Genomic DNA, 24,956 nt, shown 5'->3' with positions numbered 1-24,956 from the left:
CATGTTCCGTCACCAATCGGCGACCGGCCGGGTCGTCAGCCAGATCCTCGTGGTCGTCCTGCTGCTGGTGTTCACGCTCCCGCTGCTGCTCGTGGTCAGGGAGTCGCTGCAGGGGGAGGGCTGGCGCAACTACGTCGAGGTGGTCGCCGACACGCCGTTCGTGCGCTTCTTCGTCAACAGCCTCGTCATCGCCGGCAGCACCGTCGTCATCGTCACGGCGGTCGCGATGGCCGCCGCCTACGGCATGGTCGTGCTGCGGGCCGCCCTCGGGCGGACCAGCCAACTGGCGATCGTCGCCGGGCTGGCGCTGCCCGGCATGGCGCTCACGGTGCCGCTGTTCGTGACGGTGCAGCGGCTCGGCCTGTTCGACACGCCGATCGCGGTCATCCTCCCGCTGAGCGGGCTGGCCGTCCCGTTCGGCGTGCTCGTCGCGCGCAACTACCTGACCGGGATCCCCGGCGAGATCCACGAGGCCGCCCGGCTCGACGGGGCCGGCGCCGGGCAGATCTTCGCGCGCATCGTCGTCCCGCTGGCCCGGCCGATCATGGCCGTCATCGTCATCTTCACGTTTCTCGCCGCGTGGAACGAGTACTTCCTGCCGCTGCTGTTCCTCCAGGAGCCCTCCGCCCAGGTCGTGACCCAGATCCCCACGTACTTCCAGAGCGAACGGCACATCGACCTGCCGAAGGTGTTCGCCGCCAACCTGCTCATCAGCCTGCCGATCGTGGCGCTCTACCTGGTGTTCCAGCGCCAGGTGCGCGCCGGGTTCCTCGCGGGCGCCATCAAGTGACCGACGACGCCACCAGAAAGTGGGACCTCGTGCGACCCGATGTACTGGCCTACTACTTCCCGCACTGGCACGCCGACGCGCGCGATGCCGAGTGGATCTCGCCGGGCTTCACGGAGTGGGAGCTGGTCGAGAAGGCCGTGCCCCGCTTTCCCGGTCATCGCCAGCCGCGGGTGCCGCTGCTCGGCCACCGCGACGAGAGCGATCCCGCCGTCATGGAGTCCGAGGTGCGTCTCGCGAGCGAGCACGGCATCGACGGCTTCCTCTTCGACTTCTACTGGTACGACGACGGGCCCTACCTGCAGGACGCCCTCGATCGCGGGTTCCTCGGCCGGGCGCCGGGCGGCCCGCCGTTCCGGTTCGCGCTCATGTGGGCGAACCACGACCTGGTCGACGTGTACCCGCTGCCCGCGCCCACGTCGCGGACCCGGCCCCGCCTGCTGCGGCCGGGGGCCGTCGGCCGCGACGCCTTCGACGCGATGGCCGATCACCTCGTGGCGGCGTACTTCACCCGGCCCGACTACTACACGGTGGCCGGCCGGCCGTTCTTCTCCGTCTACGAGCTGGGCACGTTCGTCGCGGCCATGGGCGGGGCCGACGCCGCCGCCGACGCGTTGCGCTCCCTCGACGACAAGGCCCGGCGCGCCGGGCTGCCGGGGGTCCATCTCGACGTCGTCGTGTGGGGGACGGGCGTCCTGCCCAACCACGTGACCATCGACCGGCCGATGGAGATCCTGCGGGCCCTGCCGGTGGCGTCCACCAGCTCCTACACCTGGATGCACCACGTCGACCTCGCCGCCCACCCGTTCCCGGTGGGCGACTGGGACCGGGTCAGGGAGGAGGCGTTCGGCCACTACCGCGCGTACCCGGGCGAGCTGGCGGTGCCGTTCCTGCCCAACATCTCCGTCGGCTGGGACAGCTCGCCGCGGACCTCGGCGGACGGACCATGGGAGCACAACCCCGGCTACGGCTGGACCCCGGTGTTCGAGTGCTCGGCCGCGTCGATCGCCAAGGCGGCCGCCGACGCCACGGAGCTGCTCGCGGCGCAGCCGGACGCGCCGCCCATCGTGACGGTCAACGCGTGGAACGAGTGGACCGAGGGCTCCTACCTGCTCCCGGACACCGACCGGGGCGCCGCGCTGTTGCAAGCTCTGGCGGCGGCGTTCCCGCGCTGATGATCGAAGGTCCGGCGCTCGTGCTGGAGCACCTCGCGCCGCGGACGCCGTCCGCGCTCAGAACCGGTCGAGGCGGCAGCCCGCCAGCATGGGCTCGACGGCGGCGCCGCCGGCCAGTTCCCGTGCGACCAGACGGCCCACGGCCGGGCCGAGCGTGACCGCGGCGTGCAGCACCGCCACGTAGAGGCCGGGCACGCCGGCGACCGGGCCGACGATCGGCTCGCCGTCGGCCGGCATGGGGCGTTGGCGGACCCGGGCACTGAGCAGCTCGACGTCCCCGGAGCCGCGGAAGGTCGACCGAACGGCGGCGAGCGTCCGTTCGGGCGAGTCCGCGGCGGCGACCAGCCGGTCCGCGGCGACCTGGCGGAGATCGAAGTCCTGGGTGTTGACCACGGTGCGGACCAGGCCGGCCGGGGCGCGGAACCGGAACAGCGTCGCCGGCGCCGGTTCGACCGGGACGCGGACCCCGAGCGGCGCGGCCAGCGCGGCCGTGGCCACGCCCGCCGCGAGCACCACCGTCGTACCGGCGACCGGCCCCGCGGTGGTCTCGACCCCGGCGACCCGGCCCGCGGCGTCGCGGCGGACGCCGGTGACCGGGGTGTCCGTCCGGACCGTCGCGCCGTGGTCGCGGGCGCCCGCGACCAGCCGCTCGACCACGCCCACCGGGTCGACGGCGCCGTCACCGGGTGCCCAGACGGCCCACTCCGGTGGCCTGCGCAGGGCGGGCTCGAGCCGCGACACCGTGGCCGCGTCGACGATCTCCTGCCCGGGCCCGGCCTCCGGCGCCGCGTCCGTCGTTCCCCAGGACAGCGAGCCGGACCACGTCACCGGGAGCCCCGGTAGCTCCGCCTCGAGCCGCCGGTACTCCTCCGTCGCGGTCATCCGCAGCGCGGCGGCCGGGCCGGTGCGGACGCCGGACGATCCGATCCAGGCGAACGAGTCCGCCGTCACCCAGCCGCCCGGCCGGCCGCTGTCGACCAGCGTCACGGCGGCGCCGGCCCGGGCGGCGTGGTAGGCCACCGACGCGCCCACGATCCCGGCGCCCACCACCACGACGTCGCCGCTCGTCGCCGGGTCGGGGACGGTCATGTCGTGCCTCCTGGCGGCCGGTTCAGGCTCACGGACCATCACGCCGAGTGCTCCAGGTGGCGTGACTTCCGGAGCGGCGGGCGACCCGGGCGATGCTAGACCAGGACGTCGCCGGCGCGCTGGACCAGGCGGCCGCCGGCGACGACGAGGGCGCGGGGCGGGCAGCGGACCAGCGCGTCCGGGACGTTCTCGGCGTCGAGCAGCACGACGTCGGCGCGGGCGCCGGGGGAGAGGTCGTGGGCCGCACGGCCGAGGTAGCCGCCGGCGTGCGAGGTCGCCAGCCGCACGACGTCGACGAGGTCGGGGTCGGTGCGCAGGGCGTGCAGCCGGGCGAACCCCAGGGCGATGCGCAGTAGGTCGCCGTCGCCGAAGGGGGACCAGAGGTCGCGGATGCCGTCGGTGCCGAGGCCGATGGGCATGCCGCGCTCGCGCATCTCGCGCCACGGCAGCGGCGCGCTGCGCACCGGCGCGGCCGTGGCCCAGCCGATGCCGGCCTCGGCGAGGACGTCGAGCAGGCCGGTCTGGCGCCCCGGCGGCAGCTCACCGATGGCGAAGCCGTGCGAGATGGTGACGCGGCCGTGCAGACCGGCGCGGACGGTCCGCTCGGCGATCAGCTCGAGCTGGAACGCGCCCAGCTCGCCGCCGTCGTGCAGATGGAGGTCGATGCCGACGCCGTGCCGCTCGGCGATGTCGAACAGGCCGTCGAGCTGACGGACCGGGTCGCGGTCGATCGACGCCGGGTCGATGCCGCCGACGTGGGTGGCGCCGGCCGCGGCCGCCTGGTCGAGCAGGTCGAGGACGCCCGGCCGCCGCATGACGCCGTCCTGCGGGAAGGCCACGACGTCGACCTGGACGGCGTCGCCGAGCGCGGCCGCCGCCGCACGGACGACCTCGATGCCGCGCAGGCCCACGCCGAGATCGACGTCGACGTGCGTGCGCACCCCCGTCGTGCCGTGCCGGACGAACTCGCGCAGCACCGCGGTGGTGGACTCGACGCTCGGGATGCCCAGCGCGTCGCGTTCGGCCCGCTCGTGGGCGATGCGGCCCGCGGTCCCCGGCGCGCCGCCGGCCGGCACCCACGGCCGGCCCCACCAGCTCTTGTCGACATGGGCGTGGACGTTGAGCAGACCGGGCAGGGCCAGCCGCCCGCCGCCGTCGATGGTCGTCTCGCCGTCGCTCGCCGCCGATCCGGCCGGGACGACGTCGACGATCTGGTCCTCGGCCATCACGACGTCGGCGGCCGCGCCGCCCCACGGCCGGACGTTCGTCAGTCTCATTGCCATGGCACGACGGTATACCAAATCTCAGCTGGACGACGCGCGGCGGGAGGCTGCCGCGGCCCGGCTGGTCTCCACGTGCGTGCGGACGAGCACGTCGACGGCGGCGGCGTCGCGGTCGGCGATGGCGTCGTAGAGCGCCTCGTGCTCGCGGGCGATGCGCAGCAGGTCGTCGTGCTGGGACAGCAGCCACCGCATCCTGCTGCGCAGCGTGAGCTCCAGCTCGCCGAGCAGGTCGTTCGCCGCCAGCTCCGTGACGGTCTCGTGGAAGTCGGCGGCGCGGCGGCGGGCGGTGACGGCGTCGTCTCCGGCGGCGGCCGCCAGCTCGGCGTCGAGCACCGTGCGCAGCCGCGCCAGGCCGGCGCTGGTGCGCCGCTGGGCTGCGAGGACGAACGTCAGCGCCTCGAACGCCGAGCGCACCTCGATCAGGTCGGCGACGTCGCCCGGGGTGAACTCGCGGACGATGGCCCAGGTTCGCGGCCGCATCGTCACCAGGCCCTCGCCGGCCAGCGTGCGCAGCGCGTCGCGTACCGGCACCCGGCTCACGCCGAGCTCGGCGGCGAGGTCGCGCTCGACCAGCCGGCTGCCCGGCGCCCGCACGCCGTCGACGATGTCGTCGCGCAGCCGCTTCGTCACGCGGACGACCTCGGAGCCTGCGCTGCTGTCCACCGTCATGAGCTTTGGTATACCATACCTGCATGCGTGTGTCCCGGATTGTCGTGGCGGTGTCGGCGGCCGCCGTGCTCGCGGCGTGTGCCGCCGATCCCGCCGACGAGCCGGTGGGGCAGCCGGCGGCGACCCCCTCGCCGACGCCGACGCCCCCGCCCGCCATGACCGCAGAGGGTGCCACCGTGCTGCTCCTGGACGCCGCAGCCGCGAACGACACCGGCGCCATCGCGACCGCCGTCGCCAACGGCGCCGGCCTCGAGGCGCGCGACGGCTCCGGGCGCACGCCGCTCGTCGTCGCCACGAAGGCGAACCACGTCGAGGCCGCCCTGGCGCTGCTGGCGGCCGACGCCGACCCGAACGCCAAGGACGACCTCCAGGACTCCGCGTTCCTCTATGCCGGCGCCGAAGGGCTGGACGAGATCCTGGCGGCGACGCTGCGCCACGGCGCGGACGTCGCGAGCACGAACCGCTTCGGCGGCACCGCGCTCATCCCGGCCAGCGAGCACGCCCACGTCGAGACCGTCCGCACCCTCATCGCGGCCGGCGTCCCCGTCGACCACGTCAACGACCTCGGCTGGACCGCCCTGCACGAGGCGATCGTCCTCGGCAACGGCTCCGACCGCCACGTCGAGACGGTGCGCCTGCTCATCGCCGCCGGCGCCGACGTCACCATCCCCGACCGCGACGGCGTCTCCCCGCGCCGCCTCGCCGCCGCCCGCGGCTACACCGCCATCGTCGCCGAGATCGACCGCGCCGCCGCCTGAGCGCTGGGCCGGGACTATTCGGTCAGGCGGGACTCCAGGGCAGCGGCCTCCGGATGCCGGCCGTCGGCGATGCTCAGCACGTCGTCCGCCGTGCGCATCTGCAGCAGTTCCCGCAGGTAGACCCGCGGGCTGCTGGACAGATGGTTGCTCAGCAGGTCGACGATTCCGCGCAGATCGACCTGAAAGGCCTCCTCCACGTACGCAACCTACGGCGTGCCGGGTGGGCGTTCGGCGTCGTGGGCGAAGGTGGTCGATCCGGCGGCGAGGAGGCCGCCGTCGACGGGGAGGGCGGCGCCGGTGATCCAGGAGGCGCGCGGGGAGGCGAGGAATGCCACCGCCTGGGCGACGTCGTCGGGCTGGCCGATGCGGCCGAGGGGGTACATGGCGGCGGCCTTGTCGAGCGCGGCGGGGTCGCGCCTGAGCCGCTCGGCCCAGATCGGTGTCGCGATGGTGCCGGGCAGGACGGCGTTGACCCGGATGCCGTGCGGGGCCCAGCGGACGGCGAGGCTTCCGGTCAGGGACACGAGGCCGGCCTTGGCCGCGCTGTAGGCCTCGTTGCCGAAGTAGCGCGCGGCGTTCACCGAGGCGATGTTGACGACCGTGCCGCCGGCGCGGGCGAGGTCGGCGAAGCACGCCTGGGACACGAGGAAGGCGCCGGTGAGGGTGACGTCGAGGTCGCGCCGCCACTCGTCCGGGGTCAGCTCCTCGAACGGGGTGTCGGTGCACGCCGCCGCGTTGTTGACGACGAGGTCGGGCCGCAGACCCTGTGCGTGCAGGCTGTCGAGCATCGCTGTGACCTGGTCAGCGGCGGTGACGTCGACCGTCTGGGCGACCGAGCCGGGCAGCGCCGCACTGGTTCGGCTGGCGCTCGCGGCGTCGCGGTCGGCGACGACGACGGTCGCGCCCTCATGGGCGAACAGCTCCGCCAGCCGGGCGCCGATGCCCGACCCGGCGCCGGTGATCAGCGCAACCCGCCCGGTGAACTCGCCCATGCGCACTCCCACCCTCGGTCGGGACGACCCTAGCGTCGCGGAACGTCGGGGTGGTCGTGCGGCTGGTCACGAAGGTCTGATCACCTGACGGACGGCCTGGCCGTCGGCGAGCGCGTCCATCGCATCGTTGATGTCGTCGAGGGAGAGCTCCGACGTCGCGAGGCGTTCGACCGGCAGGCGGCCGTCGCGCCACCAGTCGACGTACATCGGGACGTCGTGCGACGGGACGGAGGAGCCGAGATAGCTGCCGATCACGCTGCGCGCCTCGGCCACCAGGGCGAGTGGGGAGATCCGGGCCTGCCGGTCCGGCGGCGGCAGCCCGACGGTCACCGTGCGCCCGCCCGGGGCGGTGGCCGCCAGCGCCGCCTCGAACGCCGGCACCGACCCGGTCGCGTCGACGACCAGGTCGGCGAGCCGGCCGGCGCCGGCTGCCTGATCGGGCGTCATCGCCTCGGTGGCGCCGAGCCGCAGCGCGAGCTCGCGCTTGTGCTCGACGGGGTCGACGGCGACGAGGCGGGAGGCGCCGGCCGCGGCGGCGACCAGCACCGCGGCCAGCCCCACTCCGCCGAGCCCGACGACGGCCACGCTCTCGCCGGAACGCATCGCGCCCGCGTTGACCACCGCGCCGCCGCCGGTCAGCACCGCGCAGCCGAGGAGCGCGGCGACCGGGGCCGGCACGTCATCGTCGACGGGGACGACCGAGCCGCGGTCCACCACCGCGTGCGTGGCGAACGCCGAGACGCCGAGGTGGTGGAGCACGGGGCGGCCGCCCCGGGACAGCCGCGTGCCGCCGCCGATCAGCGTCCCCGCCGCGTTGGCGGCCGACCCCGGCTCGCACGGGATCCGCCCGCCGGACCGGCATCCGGCACACCCGCCACAGGCCGGCAGGAACACCAGCACCACCCGCCGGCCCGCCTCCAGGTCGTCGACGCCGTCGCCGGCATCGACGACCCGTCCGGCCGCCTCGTGCCCGAGCAGCATCGGCGTGGGGCGGGGACGCTGGCCGTCGACCACGGACAGATCGGAGTGGCACACTCCGGCGGCCTCGATCTCGACCAGCACCTCGCCCGGGCCGGGCGGGGCGAGGTCGAGCCCGGCCACGGTCAGCGGCCGGGTCGACCCGTAGGGGCGCCCACGACCGGGCTCCTCCAGCACGGCGCCCGTGATCCTCATCGCAGGCTCACAATCCGGCGCACTGGCCACTCACACGGCCGGTGACGTCGTTGCCGCCGCCGTCGATCTCCGGTGTGTTGCCGGTGCAGCGCAGCGGCCCGATGATCCGGTTGCCGCCGAGGTAGGCCGAGGACGCGAACGTGTTGGCGGTCAGCGTGACCGCTCCGGCGATCCGGTTACCCGCCACCCGGATCGTCGACGTGTTCGCGTCCAGGCTCAGTGGGCCGGTGATCGTGTTCGGCCCGCAGTCGTGCCCGTCGGCCTCGCCGATCAACACCGGGCCGGTGCTGCCGCTCACCGCGACCCGTCCGGTCAGGGTCGAGTCGCAGACGGAGATCGCGGTGGCGCCGCTGGAGGTCAGCGGACCGGTGATGCGGCTGTCCCGCACCGACACGGACGCGCCGGCCTCGACGGTGACCGGCCCGGCGATGGTGGCGCCGGTGACGCAGGTGGTGCCGTCGCCGTCGATGGTGAGCGGCCCGGTGACGGGCCCGGTGACGACGCTGTCGCAGGCCCGCGCGGCGAACTCGAGCGAGATGTCCTCGCGCGGGTCGTCCAGGACGAACGTGTACGCCGCGTCGGTGTACGGGTGCGTCACCTTGAGGTATCGGTCGGCGACGGCGAGGTCGCCGAACCGGTGCACGATCCGGCCGTCATCGACGCCGGACGCGAACGACCAGCCGGTCACCTCGGTGAAGTGCACGTTGTCGGGGCTCGTCCACAGCCGGTAGTCGGACTGCTTCAGCCGGGTGTTCCCCGCGCTGTCGCGCAGCTGCACCGCGGACAGGACTTCGCCGGCCGGGACCGCCACGTCCAGGCCGAGGCCGCGGGACCGGTAGTCCAGCGCGATCGGCGTGGGCGCGCAGGCGTCGTCCCAGTTCGCGAGGTGCCGGGTGGCCGGTGACACGTCCAGCTCGGCCGCGCCGATGCGGAACGGCCGGGCCATGGGTTGCGCGGTGCTCAGCTCGACGGAGTCGCCGTTGCGCACGCCCGCCTCGGCCAGCGTGTCGCCGGGATCCAGGGCGCGGCCGTCCTCGTCGCGCAGCCGCAGCGGCTGGTCGGCGCGGCAGCTCAACGCCGGCGCCTGGGTCGCGACGAACTCGCCGACGGTCGTGCCGGCCGGGTGCACGGCGTTCTTCGCGGACAGCGCCCAGGTCCATTCCGCGCGGTCGGCCCGGTGGACGAAGACGTTCGGCGTGCTCGCCTGCCGCTCGCCGGCCGCGGCGGCCTGGGCCCGGCACTCGTCGGGCGCGGCGTCCTCGAGGACGTTGGCCATGATGTGCCACGGCTTGCCGGGGTCGCCCGGCGGGATGTACGGCCGGTCGTCGTCGGAGGCCTGGAAGACCACCAGCACCCGGCGGTCGTCCAGCCGCAGGAAGTCGGGCTCGCCGCCGAGGGTGCCGTAGAAGTCGTTGCCGTCGGGGTGCTCGAGGGGGAACGGGTCCTGCCAGGTCACGCCCTCGTCGAAGGACACCGCCATGATGGCCTTGCCGAGCTGGGTGATGCCTCTGGCGCCGAGCACCAGCTTGCTCTGCCCGCCGGCCAGCTCGTCGGTGCACGGCGCGAACGCGAACGAGTAGGCCGGTGCGACGTAGCCGACCGGCTCCGGGGTGGACCAGGTGGCGCCGTCGTCGTCGGAGTAGGAGCGGTAGAGCTGCCAGCGCACCGGGTCCACGACGTTCTCGTAGCGGATCTCGGCGACGATGCGGCCGCTCGGCAGCTGCTGCATGGCGAACTCGGTCGAGCTGGCCCCGAACACGTACGGGTAGAACGGCGGCGAGTGCACCGGGTCGTGCGGGTCGTAGCCGATGACCTCGAACTCCGGCCAGGTCCTGCCGCCGTCGAAGGAACGCAGCACCCCTGACTCGCTGCGCCGCGGGTTGGTCTCCCAGTCGTCGGCGAGCTCCCGGGTGCCCCAGACCGGCAGCAGCAGCGTGCCGTCCGCGGTCTCGATCATCCGGCCGCCGGCGTCGAACTGCTCGCGGAACGGCACCGGGAAGTCGATCGGCTCATCGGTGCCCTCCCAGGTGTGGCCGTTGTCGGTGGAACGGGCGACGAACTTCACGCCCTCGCGGTTGTTGAACCGGGTGTGGTTGACGGCCTCGCCGTAGGTCATGACGATCGTGCCGTCGCGCAGCGTGGTCATGCCCCGCGACGACGCGATGCTGCCGCCCTCGTACCGGCCGCTCGGTGCGGCGATGATCTCCGACGGTCCCCAGGTGCGGCCTCGGTCGGTGGAGCGGATCAGCCGGACCTCACCGCCGGGGTTGGCGTCGGTGGAGGTGTTGAAGATGATCAGGAAATCCCCGTTGGGCGCCTCCGTGATGGCCGGGCGGAAGGCCGACATCGTGTCCGGGCGCTCGACGTCCGGGTAGGTGGCCTCGCTGGTCACCTTCCAGGAGTCGACCACGTCCAGGGCCGCGCCGGGGTCCGGTTCACCCGCCGTGCCGAAGAGGCGGACGTCCTCGGCCGGCTTGTCTACGACGAAGGTGAACGCGGTGTCGTCGTACCGGGTGGTGATCTTGACGTAGCGGGCCTCGGCGGACAACCCGGTGAACTCGTGCACGAGCCGGCCGTCCTGCTGCCGCGTCCGCAGCGTCCAGTCGTCCAGCCGCTGGTAGGACTGGTTGTCGCGGCTGCTCCACAGCGTGTAGTCCGACGCGGTGAGGCGGCTGGTGGCGTCGCGGTCGACGAGTTCGACCCGGCCGACCGCCGAGACCGTGCCCAGGTCGGCCACCAGGCTGCGCCGCAGGTAGTCCAGGGCGACCGCGCCGGTCGTGGAGAACGCGCCGCCGACCCGGCCGGTCGCGGGGTAGGGGTCCGGGCCGAGGAGGGCGAAGCTCGCCGTCAGCCGCTCGTCCTCGGCGCCGGCCGCACCGGACGCCGGGGCCGTCACGGCGACGGCGGCCAGCAGGGTGAGCGCGGCGAGGAGCAGCGCCGTGATCGAGCGCGGTCGTAGGAGCGTGGTCATGGGTGTCTCACTCCTGCCGTTCAGGGGACGGGGACGGTGGTGCCGACGCTGGTGACCGCGGGCATCCCGCCGGCGGTGTCCTGCACGATCAGCTCGTCGACGGCCACGTCACCGGCCGTCGCCGCCGGGTCGAACGCGAGGAACAGGTGGCTGACCACCTGGGCGGCGTGGACGAGGGCGAGCGTGGCCCGCGGGGTGCCGTCGACGGAGACGGCGATCGCGCCGCCCGGGAGGTCGATGTCGACGAACAGCTGGTGCCAGCTGCCCGTGGTCAGGGTGGTCGGGGTGCTCAGCGGCGCGAACACCTGCGGGCTGCCGAGGTCTGGCAGCACCCGCAGGATGCGTGGACGGTCGTTGGCGAAGGTGAACGCGGTGTCGGCGTACGGCTGCGACACCTTCACGTAGCGTGCGCTGAACGACGGCCCGGAGAGCGTGATCACCGAGCCGGCCTCGACGCCCGTCCAGCCGGTCACCTCGGTCCAGGCCGCGTTGTCCGAGGACCGCCAGAGGCGCAGCTGGCCGGGATCGAGGCGGTTCCCGGCCGGCCCGACGAGGTCGTTGTCGACCACCTCGATCGACGAGACCGTCCGGGTCGTGTAGAGGTCCGCGCCCAGGCTGCGGTTCTGGTAGTCGAACCCGACGGCGCCGTACTGGCCGAGGGCGATGACCCGCCCGTCGGCCGGCGTGGTGTCGTCGTTCTGGTGCCCGATGTCCGCGGTGGTGACGAACGTGTCCGACGTCGTGGCGCGGACCTCGCCGGACGGCGTGACCAGCAGCGACAGCGCCGTGCCGGGTGCGTTGTACGAGTCGGAGAAACCCTCCTGCAGGCACAGCCGCAGGCCGCCGCCGGTGGCCGTCAGCCGGACGGCGGCCCTGACGTAGCCGCGGCGGATCGCCGGGAACAGCCGGGACGCGCTCGCGCCGGCGTCGGCCGACGACCGCAGCCGGACCGCGCGGCGGGTGGCGCGCTGCCCGGTGATGAAGTCCAGGGTGCCGGTGCGGCTGGAGCGCCACCAGCGCCAGTCGGCCAGTTCGGTGCCGTTGGCGGTGCCGGCGGCCTTGCGGAAGTTGACGGTGTCCAGCGCGCCCTGGCTGTCGCGGACGTAGCGGTCGAACTGCTCCACGAGCAGGGTCTTCGGGGTGTCGCCGGGCGTGATCCAGCCGAACAGCCGGTCGCCGGTGCCTGACGGCGCGGAGTCCGCGTTCTGCGCCTGGCGCAGGTCGGTGACGGTCGCCCAGCCGGGAGCGGACAGCTCGGTGGCGCCGAGCAGGTCCTGGTAGCCGTGCCAGCTGCCGCCGTCGTCGTCGCTGTACGCCGCGGTGAGGTTGTTGCGGTAGTAGCTGGTCTGGCTGAAGCCGTTGTGCCCGGACCAGGTGAGCATCAGGCTGCCCGGTGCGGCGCCGGGGAACATCGCCGGTTGCGTGTTGCTGGACAGCACGGTGCTGTCGGTGGCCGCGGACCAGGTGACGCCGTCGTCGGTGGAGCGGCTGGCCGCCAGGAAGGTCTTCTGTCCGAGCTGCTGGCGGGCCAGGATCGCGATCGAGCCGTCGCCGAGCTCGGCGATGCCCGCCTCGGTGATGCCCTTCTCGAAGCCGAACTGGCCGGGCAGCGTCAGCTCGTCCATGCTCTGGGTCCAGGTGAGCCCGCCGTCGGTGGACCGGATGACGCTGCTGACGAAGGTCCCGTCCGGTCGGACGATGTAGGACATCACGTGCAGGTACGCGCCGGACGAGGTGCGGATCGGGTTGGTGTGGGACAGCGCCCACGAGGCCGGGTTCCCGGTGGTGCGGTTGGTCAGCGGCACGTGCCGCGGGCCGGCGGCGTCCCAGACCGGGCGGCCGGTCGCGGTGAACGAGCCGGCCTGGATGACGTAGGTCAGGATGTTGTTCTGCGCCGGGTCGGTGAAGTCGCCGTCCTCGGTATAGGCGAAGGAGATCCGGAAGAAGAAGGTGAGCACGCCGCGGACCGGGTCCCAGAGCAGCCCTTCCGGCCCTTCGCCCTTCGCGCCGGGCACCCCGGTGAACGCCTTGAACGTCTCCAGCGCGCCCCAGCTCCGGCCGCCGTCAGCGCTGTACCGGGCGTTGATCCCGCCGAGGCTCGGGGCGGTCGAGACCGTGATCATCCGGCCGCCGGGGAGCTGGGCGACCTTGATCGCGTCGGCCGAGGCCGGCAGCCGCCGGAGGACCCGGTGTCCGTACTGCACCTGCAGGGCGCCGGTGTCCCGGTCGATCCGGTTGGTGGCGCCGGGGTTGCCGGAGTACGCGTAGACGGTGATCGAGGAGCTCGCGGCGATCTGCGGGACCCGGACGTACACCCCGTACGAGTTCGAGTAGGCGTGCAGCTCGCGCCCGGAGGCGTCGGCGAGGCGCAGGTCCCGCAGGTCCGGCGCGAGCTTGCCGGCGGCGATCAGCGCGGCCGTGCCGAGCGTCTGGAAGGACAGGAAGGCGGCCCGGTCGCGCAGCGTCACGGCGTTCGCGTTCGTGATGACGACGGGGGTGCGGTACGCCCAGCCGCCGCCGTTGCCGCCGACGAACTCGTGCGGGCCGAAGTCGTACACGCGCAGGTCGGCGGCCAGGTTGTTGATCACGCAGGTGTAGCCCGAGGTGTCGCCGCGGTGCGAGTGGACCTTCACATAGCGCGCGTTCCGGCCCGCGCCGAGGTAGAGCCACGTCGTGCTGCCGAGCTCGACGTGCTCGGCGTCGTCGACCCGTTGCCAGGCGGCGTTGTCGTCGCTGACGTAGAGCGCGAGGTCGCGGCTGTTCAGCCGGGAGAGACTGCTCGCCTGGACGATCTCGACGGCGGTGAACGACCGGACGCCGCCGAGGTCGGCGCCGACGCTGCGGTAGTCGTAGTCCAGGGCCAGCGGGGTGGTGCGGCCCAGGTCGGTCAGCGCCGACGCGAACGGGCTCGCGTCAGCGGCGGTCCAGCCGTTGCTGCTGGCCAGCGCCGTGGGTGCGGCGGCGGCTCGGCCGGGGGCGACGGCGGGCAGCGCCACCGTGGCCATCGTGGTGGCGGACAGGGCGAGGAAGGTGCGCCGGGGGATCGGCTCGGACATGGTCCACCTCGTTTCGGCGGCGTCTAGGCGGTGGTGACCTCGAGCATCGTGGAGAGCTGGTGGGTGAAGGTGAACGCGTCGTCGGAGTACGGCTGCACGACCTTGACGTAGCGGGCGGTCACGTCGAGCCCGGTGAAGGTGAAGCCGTTGGCGACGCGGGCGACCTGGACGCCCTCGACGCGGCGCCAGTCGCCGTCGTTGGTGTCGCTGACGTAGACCGAGAGGTCGCCCGGGGTGAGCCGGGTGGTGCCGTCGGCGTCGCGCAGCGTCAGCCCGGTGATGGTCACCGGCTCCCAGAACGCCGCGCCGACGCTCCGGTTCCGGTAGTCCAGCGCGACCAGCGCGCTGGAGAGCCCGAGGTTCTCCAGGTTCCCGGTCTCCGGCTCGACGTCGCCGCCCAGCCAGCCGTAGAGGGTGGGCCACGGATCGGCGACCTGCCGCGTCAGCTCCTCGCCCGCCTCGCGCAGGGTGTCGCGGGCGTCGTCGCCGGACACGGCGCCGGCGGCGGCGAGGAACCGGTCCAGCGCGGCCGCGGCGTCGTCGGTGCGGCCTTCGGCGGCCGCGGTCCGGGCCGCCGCCAGCTCGGCCAGCATCGCCTGCCGCTGGGCGGCCGTCAGCGTGCCGTCGTCGTGATAGCCCTCGATCATCGCCTCGGTGCCGTCGAACGTGATGGCGGCCCGGAACCGCAGCGAGTAGACGTCGGCGTCGTCGAGGACGAACCGCAGCCGGACCGGCCGGCCCATGAGGGAGCCGAGGTCGGGGTCGCCGCGGCGCCAGGTGACCACCCGGGCGAGGTCGTCGCCGAACAGCGGATCGGCCTCCTCGAGGCTGAAGCCGTCGATCGGCCGGCCGGCCGGGTTCTGGACCTCCACCCGCACCCGCCCGGCGGCGGACGTCGCCAGGTTGAGCACGAGGTGCTCACCGCTGACGCGGATCGGCGCGGTGATCGCCTCGCCACCGGAGCGGGGCGCGTGCAGCGAGACGAACCCGTCGACGCGCATGGAGTAGCGGACGACGTCGAGCTCGTCGCCGGTCCAGTAGCCCTCGGTCGCGTAGATGGACAGCTCGTCCGGCGCTCCGCCGACCTGCGACGGGGTCACGACGATCCCGCAGCCGACGCTGTTGTCGGCGTACTTCCAGTTCTCGGCGCCGGGCCCGGGCGCGATGTAGGCCTCGTCCCAGCGGTCGAAGACGGTGCCGTCGCGGCTGCTCATGAACAGCGTGTCGGTCATGGCGGTGCCGTAGCGCTCGCTGGCCCGCGACCGCTCCTGCCGGTGCTCGACGTTGGGGAGATGCAGGTGCGACACCATCCAACCGGCCGGCTGGACGTAGCGCATCGGGAAGCCGAGCAGGGTGTGCGGCGCCCGGTGGTAGCGGACGACGTTGTTCGTGTAGAGGTTCTCCTCCGGCACCGGCGAGCCGGGGTACTCGAGCAGTTCGGGGACGGACCAGGTGAGGAAGTCGGCCGACGTCGACACCATGATCGCGCGGTACGTGCCGCCGTCGTCGAGGTCGGGCCAGTACCGGATGTACAGGCGGTACCGTTCGATCGCCGGGTCCCAGAACGCCACGTTGAGGGTGTCGAAGGCCATGTTCACCAGGCCGTGCCCGGTCTTCGGTCCCCAGACCATCATCGGGGTGTCGCTGATGCGGCTGAAGGTGAGACCGTCGGCGGACTTCAGCGGGTAGATCGCGGTGGCGTTGTCGGCCAGCTCGATGGCCTTGTACCTCGCGTCCGCCGGCGCGGCGGGGTTGGTGTCCTTGAACACGAAGGTGTGCGACTCGCCGGCGCCGGCGACGAGGTTGTTGTCCGTGCTGCCGTCGAAGTCCACCAGGCCCAGGCTGGGCCGCGTCCAGGTGATGCCGTCGGCGCTCTGCGCCAGCGCGATGCGCCCGGGGTGCGGGATCTCGACCTTGCCGCCGCGCACGTCGTAGTCGAGCGCGGTGTAGTACATCCGGTAGGTGTCGCCGTCGCGGAAGACGTGCCGGTAGTGGCAGGCGCTGCCCTCCCACGGCCGGTCGGTGGTCATCACCACCTCCCGGCGCACCGGCTGGTGCAGCCGGAACGCGGCTCCGTCCAGGTGCTCGACGACGGCGGTGCCGGCCATGAGCTCCAGCCGGTCGCCGAGGTCGGCCGGGCGGCCGGCGCGTCCGGGGCCGCGGTGCGTGGCCGTCGCCGGATTCGCCGAGACGGCGGCGGCTGCGGTGCCGGCGGCCGTGACGGGGAGCACGGCGCCGGCGCCGAGCGCGCCGGCCGCCCGCAGCAGTCCGCGGCGGGAGACGTCGGTCATGGGTTCCTCCGATCGGTAGTGCGGGATCTCAACGGGGGATGGGCGTGGTGGCGCCGACGCCGGCCGGCTCGGGCAGGCCGAGGGCGGTGTCCTGGACGATCAGTTCGTCCAGCCTGATCTCGCCGGCCGCCGCGGCGCCGGTGCTGAGCAGCAGATGGGTGACGACCTCGGCGGCGTGCAGGCGGGGCAGCCGGGCCCGGCGGCTGCCGTCGACCTCGACGGTGACGGTGCCGGCCGGCAGGTCGAGATCGATGACGACGCCGTGCCACTCGCCGGGGGTGAGCCGGGTCGGGACCTCCAGCGGCCGGAAGACCTGCTCGTCGTTGCCGTCCGGGAGCACGCGCATGATGCGCTGCTCGTCGTTGGCGAGGGTGAAGGCGTTGTCCGCGTACGGGTGCGCGACCTTCACGTAGCGGGCGTGCACGGCCGGGCCGGAGAGGGTGATGACGGCGCCGTCCTTGCGGCCGGTCCAGCCCGCGACCCGCTGCCAGTCGCCGCGGTTGGTGTCGGAGGTCCAGACGCTCAGATCCTCCGGCCGCACCCGGTTCCCGGCACCCGTGCCGATCAGGTCGTTGTCGACCAGCTGGACGCCGGTGATCTCGCGGACCTCGAACAGGTCCGCGCCGACGCTGCGGTTCTGGAAGTCCATCGCGACGAGCTGGTGCAACCCCAGCGCGGTCAGGTTGCCGGCGGCCGGGTCGGTGTCGAGATTGGCGTGCCCGATGTCGGGGAACGTCCCGAAGACGTCGTCGGTGGTGGCCTGCAGCTCGCCGTCCGGCCCGAGCAGCAGCGACAGCACCGTGCCGCGGGCGTTGTGGTGCGCGGCGAACCCCTCCTGCAGGCACAGGTGCAGCCCCCCGGCCAGCTGCGAGCTGCGCAGCCCGAAGCTGATGCGGGCCTGCCGCACCGCCGGGAACAGCCGGGACGCCGCGGCCTCGCCCTGCGGCGCGGCCCGCAGCCGGATGGCCTGGCGGTGCGCACGGGCGCCGGCGGCAAGATCCAGCGTCCCGGTCCGGGTGGTGCGCCACCACCGGTGCGCGGCCAGCTCGGTGCCGTTGGCGGCGCCGGCGGTGTCGCCGTGCGCGATGACGTCCAGCGCACCGTGGGTGTCGCGCACGAAGGCGTCGAAGTCCTCGATCAGCATGAGCTGGGCCGGCTTCGAGGGGCGGGTCCAGGCGAACACCCGGTCGGTCCCGGCGGCGGCCCAGGAGTCCGCGTTGACGGCGGTGCGGACCTCGCTGATGTGCGCCCATCCCGGCGTGGACAGCGCCGATCCGGCCAGCAGGTCCTGGTAGCCGTGCCAGTTCGCGCCGTCGTCGTCGGTGTAGGCGGCGGTGAGGTTGTTCCGGTAGTAGCTGGTCTGCCCGAAGGCGTTGTGCCCGGACCAGGTGAGCACCTGGCCGCCGCGGGAGTCGGGGAAGAGCCCCGCCGCGGTGTTGCTGGACAGGATCGCGCTGTCGGTGACCGGCGTCCACGTCCGCCCGTCGTCGGCGGACCAGCTGGCGGTCAGGTAGTGCCGCTGCGGCGCCTGCTGCCGGGCGAGCAGCAGGATCCGGCCGTCGCCGAGCTCGCTGATCGCGACCTCGGTGACGCCCTTCTCGAAGCCGAACGTGTCCGGCAGAGTCAGCTCGCTGGTGCTCTGCGCCCAGGAGCGGCCACCGTCGGTGGAGCGGATGACGTTGCTGGCGAACGTCCCGTCGGAGCGGATCATGTAAGACATCGGGTACAGGTGGCTGCCCGCGCGCGTGACGATGCCGTTGGCGTAGGACAGCCCCCAGCTCACCGGCTGGTCGGTGCCGACGGTGCGCAGTGGGATGCGGCGGGGCGCGCCGAAGACGGGGCGGCCGTCGCCGGTGTAAGTCTCCGCCTGGGCGATCCATTGCTGGACCTCGTTCTGTTCCGGGTCCATGAAGTCGCCGGTCGGGGTGTACGCGGTGGCGACCAGGAAGAAGAAGCTGAGCACGCCGGTCCGCGGGTCGACGATGAAGCCGCCGGGACCGGCCAGCCGAGCCTTGGGCACGTCGGGCGCCGGCAGGACGCGTTCCAGCTCCGACCACGTCCAGCCGCCGTCGGTGCTGAAGCGGGCGTGGATGCTCAGGGCGGACCCGGCCGCGGCCGCCGCCATCATGGTGCCGTTCGGCAGCCGCACGACCTTGACGCCCTCGCCCCAGGCCGGGCCGTCCGGGTGGGTGATGCCCTGCTGTTCCAGCAGGGTCCGCCGCCCGTACTCGACCTGCAGCGCGCCGCCGTCGTGGATCACCCGGTTGGCGGCCGCCGGGTTGCCGCTGTAGGCGTAGACCAGCACGGTGCGCCGGGCGCTGATCTCCGGCACCCGGATGTGGACGCCCGTGGCGTCGGCGTAGGCGTGCAGCTCGGCGCCGTCGCGGGTGGCGAAGCGGAGGTCGCGCAGGTCCGGCTGGAGCCGTCCGGCCGCGATCAGCGCCTCGGTGCCGAGGTCGGCGAAGCTGACGTGAGCGGCACGGTCGCGCAGCGCCCGGTGGTGCGGGTTGCGGATGAGGATCTGCGTGCGGTGGCTCCAGGCGCCGCCGCCGGCGCCGACGAAGGTGTGCGCCGGGAGATGGTGCACCCGCACGGCGGTCTGCAGGTCGGTCAGGGTGAAGGTCCAGCCGGTGACCTCGGCGCGGTGGCAGTGCACCTTGACGTAGCGGCCACGAGCCCGGAAGCCGTACAGCCAGAGGGCGGCGCCGGCGTCGACCAGCTCGACGCCGCCGACCTTCGTCCAGGTCGCGTTGTCGTCGCTGACGTAGACCGACAGGTCGCGGCTGCCGAGGCGGTGCGCCGGGCCGGGCGCCGGGGGAGCGGCGGCGACGTGGACCCGGACGTCGGCGCGCGGGTCCTGCAGCACGAAGGTGAACGCGGAGTCGGCGAAGCGCGTGTTCACCTTGAGGTAGCGGGCCTGCACCTCGAACCCGCCGAAGGTGTGCACGACACGTCCGCCCTCGCTGCTCGCGGCGAAGGTCCAGCCGGTCAGTTGCTGGTAGGTGACGTTGTCCTGGCTGGTCCACAGGGTGTAGTCGGCCTCGGCCAGCCGGGTGGTGGCGTCCCTGGCGACCAGCTCGACGCGCCGGATGGTGGCCGCGCCGAAGGTGTCCACCCCGAGGCTGCGCCGCTGGAAGTCCAGCGCGGCTGCGGTGGTCACGGCGAAGTTGGCGAAGGCCCCGGTCGCCGGTGCGGCGTCGTTGGTGAGCACGCCGATCGCGGCCGGCAGCCGGGTGTCGTCGCCGGCGAGGTCCCTCGCGAGCTCGATGGCGTTGAGATCCTGGACGGAGCCCAGGTCGGCTCCGACGCTGCGCCGGTTGTGGTCGAGCGCGATCTTCAGGTGCTCACCCCAGCGGCCCAGCGGCGACGACGGAGCGGCGTGGTCGGCCTCGGCGAACCCGATGACGGCGTCCAACGCGGTGGCGGTTCCGGACGACCCCGCGCCAGTGGCCGCGGCGCCGGTCACCGGCAGGAGTGTCCCCGCGCCGACGGACGCGGAGAGCGCCAGGAACGTGCGGCGGCTGAGCTGATGCGACGACTGTGCCATGGTGCCCCTCGATTCGGTCGGTTGACGCTGTGGCCGGCCTTACGCGAACACGCCGATCTGGATCTCCTGGACGGCGACGCCGAACAGCCCGGCCGGCGTCGGGTTCTGCCGGATCTCGATGTCGTTGACGCCGTCGGCCAAGGGCGCTCCCGGCGCGATCGGGATGGTGACGTAGTGGGTGGGAGCGGGCGCCGGCGCGGTGAGACCCGCGGGCGGGCTCACCTGGACCGGGCCGTCCCACAGGACGCCGGTCCCGTTGACGGTGATGCGCAGGCTGAGCGCCGTCAGGTCCAGCGGCTGCCCGGCGATCGCCCGGATGCCGATTCTGAGCAGCCAGGTCTCGGTCGCCGCGTCCGCACGGCCATCGACGTGGATCGATGAGCTGTGCACGTTGCCGGGCAGAGCGGCCCACGCGCCGTCGGTGGAGTTGCTCCACGCGGACCCGTTTTGGTGGAACTGTGCGGGCAGCGACTTGACGTGCTCGAAGCGGCCCTCGTACGGCTTGGCGTACATCGGTGTGACGGCGAAGACCCGGTCGAGGCCGTCGATGGACGCGCCGGCGGCGAGATGTGCCACCAGCCACGCCAGTCTCGTCCTGCCTGCCGGGCTGGCGACCAGCCCGGCGAAGTTGTACAGCTCCACACCCGCCGCGCCCATCGACCTGTAGCCGAGCGTCGCTCCCAGGAGTTGCTCGTTCTCGGCGCTGGTGCTGAGCGCGTAGGTGCCCGGGTCGGTGTAGGTCTCGGGGAAGCTCCAGCCGCTGGGCTTCCTGGCGGGAAGGCCCGCATGGACGGCGACGCCCTGGTCGCCGGCGCCGGTGGGCACGGCCGCGGCCAGCCACGGCCGGATGTCCATGTCGTGGGCGACGGTCATGACGTTCGTCGGGACGACGACGTCCACCGTCCGGCTGCGGATCAGCTCGGTGACGTCCAGGCCTTGCTGGACGGCAACGTCCTGGCTGCCCGGGACGCGGATCGACAGCGGCAGCGGACCGGCCGCGGTCCGCACGTCCTGCAGGAACTGTGTCACCACGGCCGTGTTCGCACTGCCCTGGTTCAGCGGGAACAGCGCCACGGACCGGCTGAAATCGGCCTCGAAGCCGTCGATGACGTCGTCGTAGCGGCCCAGAGCCTCCTCGATGACGGCGAGGCGGTCCTGCCGTACCCGCGGCCGGTTCAGATTCATCAGCCGGTCGAACCGTGGGTAGCCGGGGACCGGTGAGGCGCCGGAATGGCTGATGGCCACCTGGTCGGCCGGATCCGCGCTCGCCTCACTGGTGAGGTAGAACTCGCTGGTCAACGGGTAGCCGGCCGGATTCGCCGTGAAGTGGGTGTCGGCCACGCGGTAGGAGAGGAAGACCTTCAGGCCCAGGGCCCTGGCCCGTTCGGCGGCCACCGGGACCGGGTCGACCCCCGCCTGGAACAGGTTCCGCGCCGTGTGCGCGCGGCCCCGCAGGTCCTTGTACGTGGCCCAGGCGCCGGCGGGCAGCGCCCAGTCCGGATCGTCGAGGCGCCAGTCCCGCCCGCTGCCCACCTGTGAGTCCCAGTTCAGGACGTCGGTGCCCAGCCCGATCTTGAGCGTCCCGAACCCGGCAGCCGCGATGGCGTCGACCTCGGACTGGATCGTGTCGCGAGCCGAGAGGGCGTCGACGCCGCACGGCGTCGAGTTCTCCACGCAGTTCAGATCGCCCGGCGGGAACAGCCGGTCGCCGTCCGAATGGAGCATCACCCCGAAGTCGGGCGCCGTGAAGGGCGCCGAGACCAGATCGGCCTGGAGACCGAGCAGGGAGAAGGTGTAAGCGGTGTCGGTGAACCCGGTGTTGATCTTGAGGTAGCGAGCGGTGACGTCGAAACCGATGAAGGTGTGGGTCAGCCGGCCGTCGACGACGGCCTCGTCGAGGTGCCAGCCCGTGAGTTGCTGGTACGTGACGTTGTCGTCGCTGTACCAGAGCGTGTAGTCGTCGGCGCCGGCCCTGGACGTGGCGTCACGGTCACGCAGCACGACCGAGCGCAGCCGCTGCGGGGCGGAGAAGTCCAGGGCCACGCTGCGTCGCAGGTAGTCGACCGCGACTCCGCCGGTTCCGCCCCAGGACGTGACCGAGCCGGTGGCCGGGTCGGTGTCGTCGGTGAGCAGGCCGGCCACCGGGGACGACCCCGAGACCGACGTGGTCGAGGCGGCCGGAGCGGCACCGCCGTGCGCCGTGGCGGTGGTGACGAGCACCACCGCCACGGCGACGGCCACCGCCTTCACAGCCCGGCGCACTGTCCCGCCCGCGACCCGGACACCACGTTGGGAACGCCGCCGTTCACCGGTGCCGGATCGTTCCCGTCGCACCACAGCCGTCCGGTCACCTCGTTGCCGCCCACCCGGACGCCGCCGGTGTTGCCGGTGAACGACACCGCGCCGATGACGGTGTTCGGCTCGCAGCCCATGCCGGCGTCGCCGACGAGCGCGAGGGTTGTCGTCCCGGTGACGGCGACCGTGCCCACCACCCGGGTGTCACAGAGGGTCAGGCCCGCGGCCCGCGTGGACAGCACCGGGCCGATGATCGAGGAATCGCGGACCGCCAGCTGCGCTCCGGCGGAGACCGTCACCGCGCCGACCTGGGTGGCGTCCACCAGGCAGGTCAGGCCGTCGTCGACGGTCAGCGGTCCGTTCCGGGTGCCGGTGATCGTGGTGTCGCAGTCCCGCGGGCTCAGCTCGATCGAGACGTCGTCGCCGGACGGGTCTGCCAGCACGAAGGTGCCGGCGTCGTCGTCGCGGACCTGGTGGATCTTCAGGTAGCGGTCGGTCATGGCCAGGCCGTCGAACCGGTGCACCAGACGCCCGTCGTCGACCCGTGTCGACAGCGTCCAGCCGGTCAGCTCCCGGAAGGTCTCGTTGTCCGGGCCGGCGAACAGCCGGTAGTCGGACGCGGTCAGGCGTGAGCCGGCGTCGTCGTCGGCCAGTTCGACGGCGCCGACCTGCTGACCCGCGGGGATGCTGATGCTCAGGCCGAGGCTGCGCGACTGATGGTCCAGCGTGAGCGGCCGGTGCGGGCACGCGTCGTCCCAGGCGTACAGGTGCCGGGTCTCGGGGAAGACGTCGAGGTCGGCGAACCCGACCCGCCACCATCGGTGATCCGGCCGGGCGGAGCGCACCCGCACGACGTCGCCATTGCGGACGCCGGCCTCGGCCAGCGTCGCCTCCGGGTCGAGCGGGCGGTCACCGGCGTACAGCACGGGCTCGTCGGCGGAGCACCACACGGACTGTGCGGCATCCGTGGCGACCTCCCCGATCGGCGTGCCGGCGTCGTACGCGCGCTGCGTCACCCCGTAGCCGAACGGCCAGCCGGCCCGGTCCGCGCGCTCGACCTGTAGGGCCGGCGCGGCCTCGGTCGCCGCCTGGGCCCGCTCGGCGTGCTCGCGGCACTCGTCGGGGCTCTCGTCCTGGACGATGTTGAACGCCAGGCCGAACGGCGCCGGCGCCACCCTGGACTGGAAGACCACCAGCATGCGGTCGCCGTCGAGCTGCAGGAAGTCCGGCTCGGCCGACGTGAACACGCCGGGCGGGCGGCCGCTGGGGTCCTCGAAGACGAGCTGGCCCTCCCAGGTCGTGCCGTTGTCGAACGACACGCTCGCCGCCGCTATACCGGACGGGTAGTCCGCGCGGTCGCGGTAGCCGTACAGCAGCTTGCTCCGCCCGTCCCCCAGGTGGGTTGTGCAGGGGGCGGCCGTCAGCGACGGCGTCTCCACCTCGAGCGGCACGGATACCGGGTCGGACCAGGTGCGGCCGCCGTCGCCGGAGTACGACACGTAGGTGCGGAACGGCTCGGGCTGACGCAGCGAACCGTTGAACCGCATGATCGCCATGAGCCGGCCGTTCCCGAGCTCGACCAGGCTCTGTTCGTTGATGCCGTAGGGCTGCAGTGTCCCCGGACGGGGGAAGTCCGGCGGCGTGTTCGGGTCGTACCCGATGGTCGCGTAGTCGGTCCAGGTGCGCCCGCCGTCGTACGACCTGACGGTGGCCGCCCGCCAGCGCATCGGGTCGGTCTCCCAGTCGTCGACCAGGTCGAGCGTGCCCCACAGGCCCATGATCAGCGAGCCGTCGTCCAGCTCCAGGATTCGGGAACCGGCCCAGTGTTCCTGCGTCTCCACCGGCAGCTGCACCGGCTCGTCGACGCCGTCCCAGGTCAGACCCGAGTCGTCCGAGCGCGCGACGAACAGCACGCTGTCTCGGTGGTTGAACGGCGCGTAGTTCACGCCGTCGTTGAACGGCAGCAGGACGGTGCCGTCGCTGAGGGTCGTCATGCCGCGGCTGGCGTGGATCGCGCCGTTCTCGAAGTACCGGGGCGACGCCACCGTGACCGGCTCGCCCCAGGTCGCGCCGCCGTCCGTGGACCGCACCAACTGGATCTCGCCGCCGGGACGCAGGTCGCTGCTGGTGTTGAAGGCGACCAGCAGGTCGCCGTTCGGAGCCCTGGTGATGGCCGGCCGGTACGAGGGCGTCACGGCGTCGGCGTACACCGTGCCGCTGTCCACGACCGTCAGTCCCGTGTGGTTGTCCTGCCCGGACGCGGGCGGGTCCCCGTAGAGACGGACGTCGGCCGTGAGGTTGCTCAGAACGAACGTGAAGGCGGTGTCGTCGTACCGCGTGTTGATCTTGACGTAGCGTGTCGTCACCTCGAAGCCGGCGAAGGTGTGCACGAGGCGCCCGCCCTCGGTGCCGGCGGTCATCGTCCAGCCGGTCAGCGGTTCGTAGGTGACGTTGTCGTCGCTGGTCCACAGCGTGTAGTCGGACGCCAGCAGGCGAGTGGTCGCGTCGCTGTCGACCAGCTCGATCCGGCGGACGGTCGCCGGCCCGAACAGGTCGGCACCGACGCTGCGCCGGCGGTAGTCGAGGGCGACCGAGCCGGAGGCGCCGAAGCCGGGCACGGCACCGGTGGCGGGGGTGGGGTCCGAGGCCAGCAGTCCGGCGGCCGACGGGATGGCCGGGTCGGCGGCCGGCACCGGATCGGCGGTCTCGGCGGTGCTCGTTTCGGGCTCGGCGCCGGCGGCCGGCGCCAGGCAGGCCAGTGCCATCGCGGCGGCGGCCAGGACGGCGGCGAGCCGGCGGCGGGGGAGCGGGCGGGTCCGTTGCGGCATGCGGGCTCCTCGTCGAGGTGGGCGACGGATGATCGGCCGAGC

General features: G+C 73.2%; 15 protein-coding genes. 3 read left to right on the top strand and 12 right to left on the bottom strand.

All coding sequences use genetic code 11. The features are described from left to right. Position 1 precedes the first annotated feature (1 nt). Together BLU82_RS15555 and BLU82_RS15550 are read left to right on the top strand one after the other, a co-directional pair. Entirely contained in the window at positions 2-790 is a 789-nt protein-coding gene (locus BLU82_RS15555) for a carbohydrate ABC transporter permease (RefSeq protein WP_092622043.1), read from the top strand. A gap of 29 nt (positions 791-819) precedes the next feature. Then, positions 820-1,962, top strand: coding sequence for a glycoside hydrolase family 99-like domain-containing protein (locus BLU82_RS15550; RefSeq protein ID WP_157741018.1), 1,143 nt, complete (start codon positions 820-822; stop codon positions 1,960-1,962). Positions 1,963-2,019: 57 nt separating this feature from the next. On the opposite strand, the gene BLU82_RS15545 is transcribed toward BLU82_RS15550, so the two are convergent. From BLU82_RS15545 to BLU82_RS15535, 3 genes are all read right to left on the bottom strand, one after another. Further along, positions 2,020-3,051 carry an FAD-binding oxidoreductase gene (locus tag BLU82_RS15545; protein ID WP_092622039.1) on the bottom strand — a complete coding sequence of 344 codons (1,032 nt, stop codon included), beginning with the start codon at positions 3,049-3,051 and terminating at the stop codon, positions 2,020-2,022. Positions 3,052-3,146: 95 nt separating this feature from the next. After that, positions 3,147-4,334, bottom strand: coding sequence for an amidohydrolase family protein (locus BLU82_RS15540; protein ID WP_197682972.1), 1,188 nt, complete (start codon positions 4,332-4,334; stop codon positions 3,147-3,149). A gap of 21 nt (positions 4,335-4,355) precedes the next feature. Beyond that, entirely contained in the window at positions 4,356-5,003 is a 648-nt protein-coding gene (locus BLU82_RS15535) for a GntR family transcriptional regulator (RefSeq protein WP_092622035.1), read from the bottom strand. A 23-nt stretch (positions 5,004-5,026) separates the two neighbouring features. Here BLU82_RS15535 and BLU82_RS15530 point away from each other — a divergent pair, with 23 nt between their 5' ends. Continuing rightward, complete coding sequence (locus BLU82_RS15530) at positions 5,027-5,761, top strand: ankyrin repeat domain-containing protein (RefSeq protein ID WP_092622033.1); 735 nt, start codon at positions 5,027-5,029, stop codon at positions 5,759-5,761. A 14-nt stretch (positions 5,762-5,775) separates the two neighbouring features. Here the strand turns inward: BLU82_RS15530 and BLU82_RS15525 are convergent, their stop codons facing one another. The 9 genes from BLU82_RS15525 to BLU82_RS15485 all read right to left on the bottom strand — a co-directional run bounded on the left by BLU82_RS15525 (position 5,776) and on the right by BLU82_RS15485 (position 24,914). Beyond that, positions 5,776-5,958, bottom strand: a complete 183-nt coding sequence (locus tag BLU82_RS15525; protein ID WP_092622031.1) for a hypothetical protein — start codon at positions 5,956-5,958, stop codon at positions 5,776-5,778. A 9-nt stretch (positions 5,959-5,967) separates the two neighbouring features. Further along, positions 5,968-6,753 (bottom strand): SDR family NAD(P)-dependent oxidoreductase, encoded by a 786-nt coding sequence (locus BLU82_RS15520; RefSeq protein WP_092622029.1) that lies wholly within the window; start codon positions 6,751-6,753, stop codon positions 5,968-5,970. Between the two features lie 66 nt (positions 6,754-6,819). Next, positions 6,820-7,926: a zinc-binding dehydrogenase gene (locus tag BLU82_RS15515; RefSeq protein ID WP_092622027.1), complete on the bottom strand. Its 1,107-nt coding sequence runs from the start codon at positions 7,924-7,926 to the stop codon at positions 6,820-6,822. A gap of 7 nt (positions 7,927-7,933) precedes the next feature. Next, the gene (locus tag BLU82_RS15510; RefSeq protein WP_157741016.1) at positions 7,934-10,897 is read right to left on the bottom strand and encodes an exo-alpha-sialidase; all 2,964 of its coding nucleotides are present in this window, start codon (positions 10,895-10,897) and stop codon (positions 7,934-7,936) included. A 20-nt stretch (positions 10,898-10,917) separates the two neighbouring features. Next, the gene (locus BLU82_RS15505; RefSeq protein ID WP_092622025.1) at positions 10,918-13,953 is read right to left on the bottom strand and encodes an exo-alpha-sialidase; all 3,036 of its coding nucleotides are present in this window, start codon (positions 13,951-13,953) and stop codon (positions 10,918-10,920) included. A gap of 23 nt (positions 13,954-13,976) precedes the next feature. Beyond that, a complete protein-coding gene (locus BLU82_RS15500) occupies positions 13,977-16,244 on the bottom strand; it encodes a hypothetical protein (protein WP_092622023.1) in 2,268 nt (755 codons plus the stop codon). A gap of 28 nt (positions 16,245-16,272) precedes the next feature. Continuing rightward, the gene (locus BLU82_RS15495) at positions 16,273-19,791 is read right to left on the bottom strand and encodes a sialidase family protein (RefSeq protein WP_092622021.1); all 3,519 of its coding nucleotides are present in this window, start codon (positions 19,789-19,791) and stop codon (positions 16,273-16,275) included. A 39-nt stretch (positions 19,792-19,830) separates the two neighbouring features. Beyond that, positions 19,831-22,041 carry a discoidin domain-containing protein gene (locus BLU82_RS15490; protein WP_157741014.1) on the bottom strand — a complete coding sequence of 737 codons (2,211 nt, stop codon included), beginning with the start codon at positions 22,039-22,041 and terminating at the stop codon, positions 19,831-19,833. Beyond that, positions 22,038-24,914 carry an exo-alpha-sialidase gene (locus BLU82_RS15485; RefSeq protein WP_092622017.1) on the bottom strand — a complete coding sequence of 959 codons (2,877 nt, stop codon included), beginning with the start codon at positions 24,912-24,914 and terminating at the stop codon, positions 22,038-22,040. Before BLU82_RS15485 ends, BLU82_RS15490 begins: the two co-directional genes overlap by 4 nt. Positions 24,915-24,956: the final 42 nt, after the last annotated feature.

Source organism: Jiangella sp. DSM 45060, from assembly GCF_900105175.1.
In the GTDB taxonomy this organism is placed as follows: Bacteria; Actinomycetota; Actinomycetes; order Jiangellales; family Jiangellaceae; genus Jiangella.
The sequence above is the reverse complement of the archived record's forward strand: the minus strand, read 5'-3'. Positions and strand labels throughout refer to the sequence as shown.

Coding starts and splice junctions, on each gene's coding strand:
- BLU82_RS15510 (WP_157741016.1), bottom strand. CDS start 10,897: ATGACCACGCTCCTACGACCGCGCTCGATCACGGCGCTGCTCCTCGCC.
- BLU82_RS15545 (WP_092622039.1), bottom strand. CDS start 3,051: ATGACCGTCCCCGACCCGGCGACGAGCGGCGACGTCGTGGTGGTGGGC.
- BLU82_RS15495 (WP_092622021.1), bottom strand. CDS start 19,791: ATGGCACAGTCGTCGCATCAGCTCAGCCGCCGCACGTTCCTGGCGCTC.
- BLU82_RS15540 (WP_197682972.1), bottom strand. CDS start 4,334: ATGGCAATGAGACTGACGAACGTCCGGCCGTGGGGCGGCGCGGCCGCC.
- BLU82_RS15535 (WP_092622035.1), bottom strand. CDS start 5,003: ATGACGGTGGACAGCAGCGCAGGCTCCGAGGTCGTCCGCGTGACGAAG.
- BLU82_RS15485 (WP_092622017.1), bottom strand. CDS start 24,914: ATGCCGCAACGGACCCGCCCGCTCCCCCGCCGCCGGCTCGCCGCCGTC.
- BLU82_RS15520 (WP_092622029.1), bottom strand. CDS start 6,753: ATGGGCGAGTTCACCGGGCGGGTTGCGCTGATCACCGGCGCCGGGTCG.
- BLU82_RS15500 (WP_092622023.1), bottom strand. CDS start 16,244: ATGACCGACGTCTCCCGCCGCGGACTGCTGCGGGCGGCCGGCGCGCTC.
- BLU82_RS15530 (WP_092622033.1), top strand. CDS start 5,027: ATGCGTGTGTCCCGGATTGTCGTGGCGGTGTCGGCGGCCGCCGTGCTC.
- BLU82_RS15505 (WP_092622025.1), bottom strand. CDS start 13,953: ATGTCCGAGCCGATCCCCCGGCGCACCTTCCTCGCCCTGTCCGCCACC.
- BLU82_RS15555 (WP_092622043.1), top strand. CDS start 2: ATGTTCCGTCACCAATCGGCGACCGGCCGGGTCGTCAGCCAGATCCTC.
- BLU82_RS15515 (WP_092622027.1), bottom strand. CDS start 7,926: ATGAGGATCACGGGCGCCGTGCTGGAGGAGCCCGGTCGTGGGCGCCCC.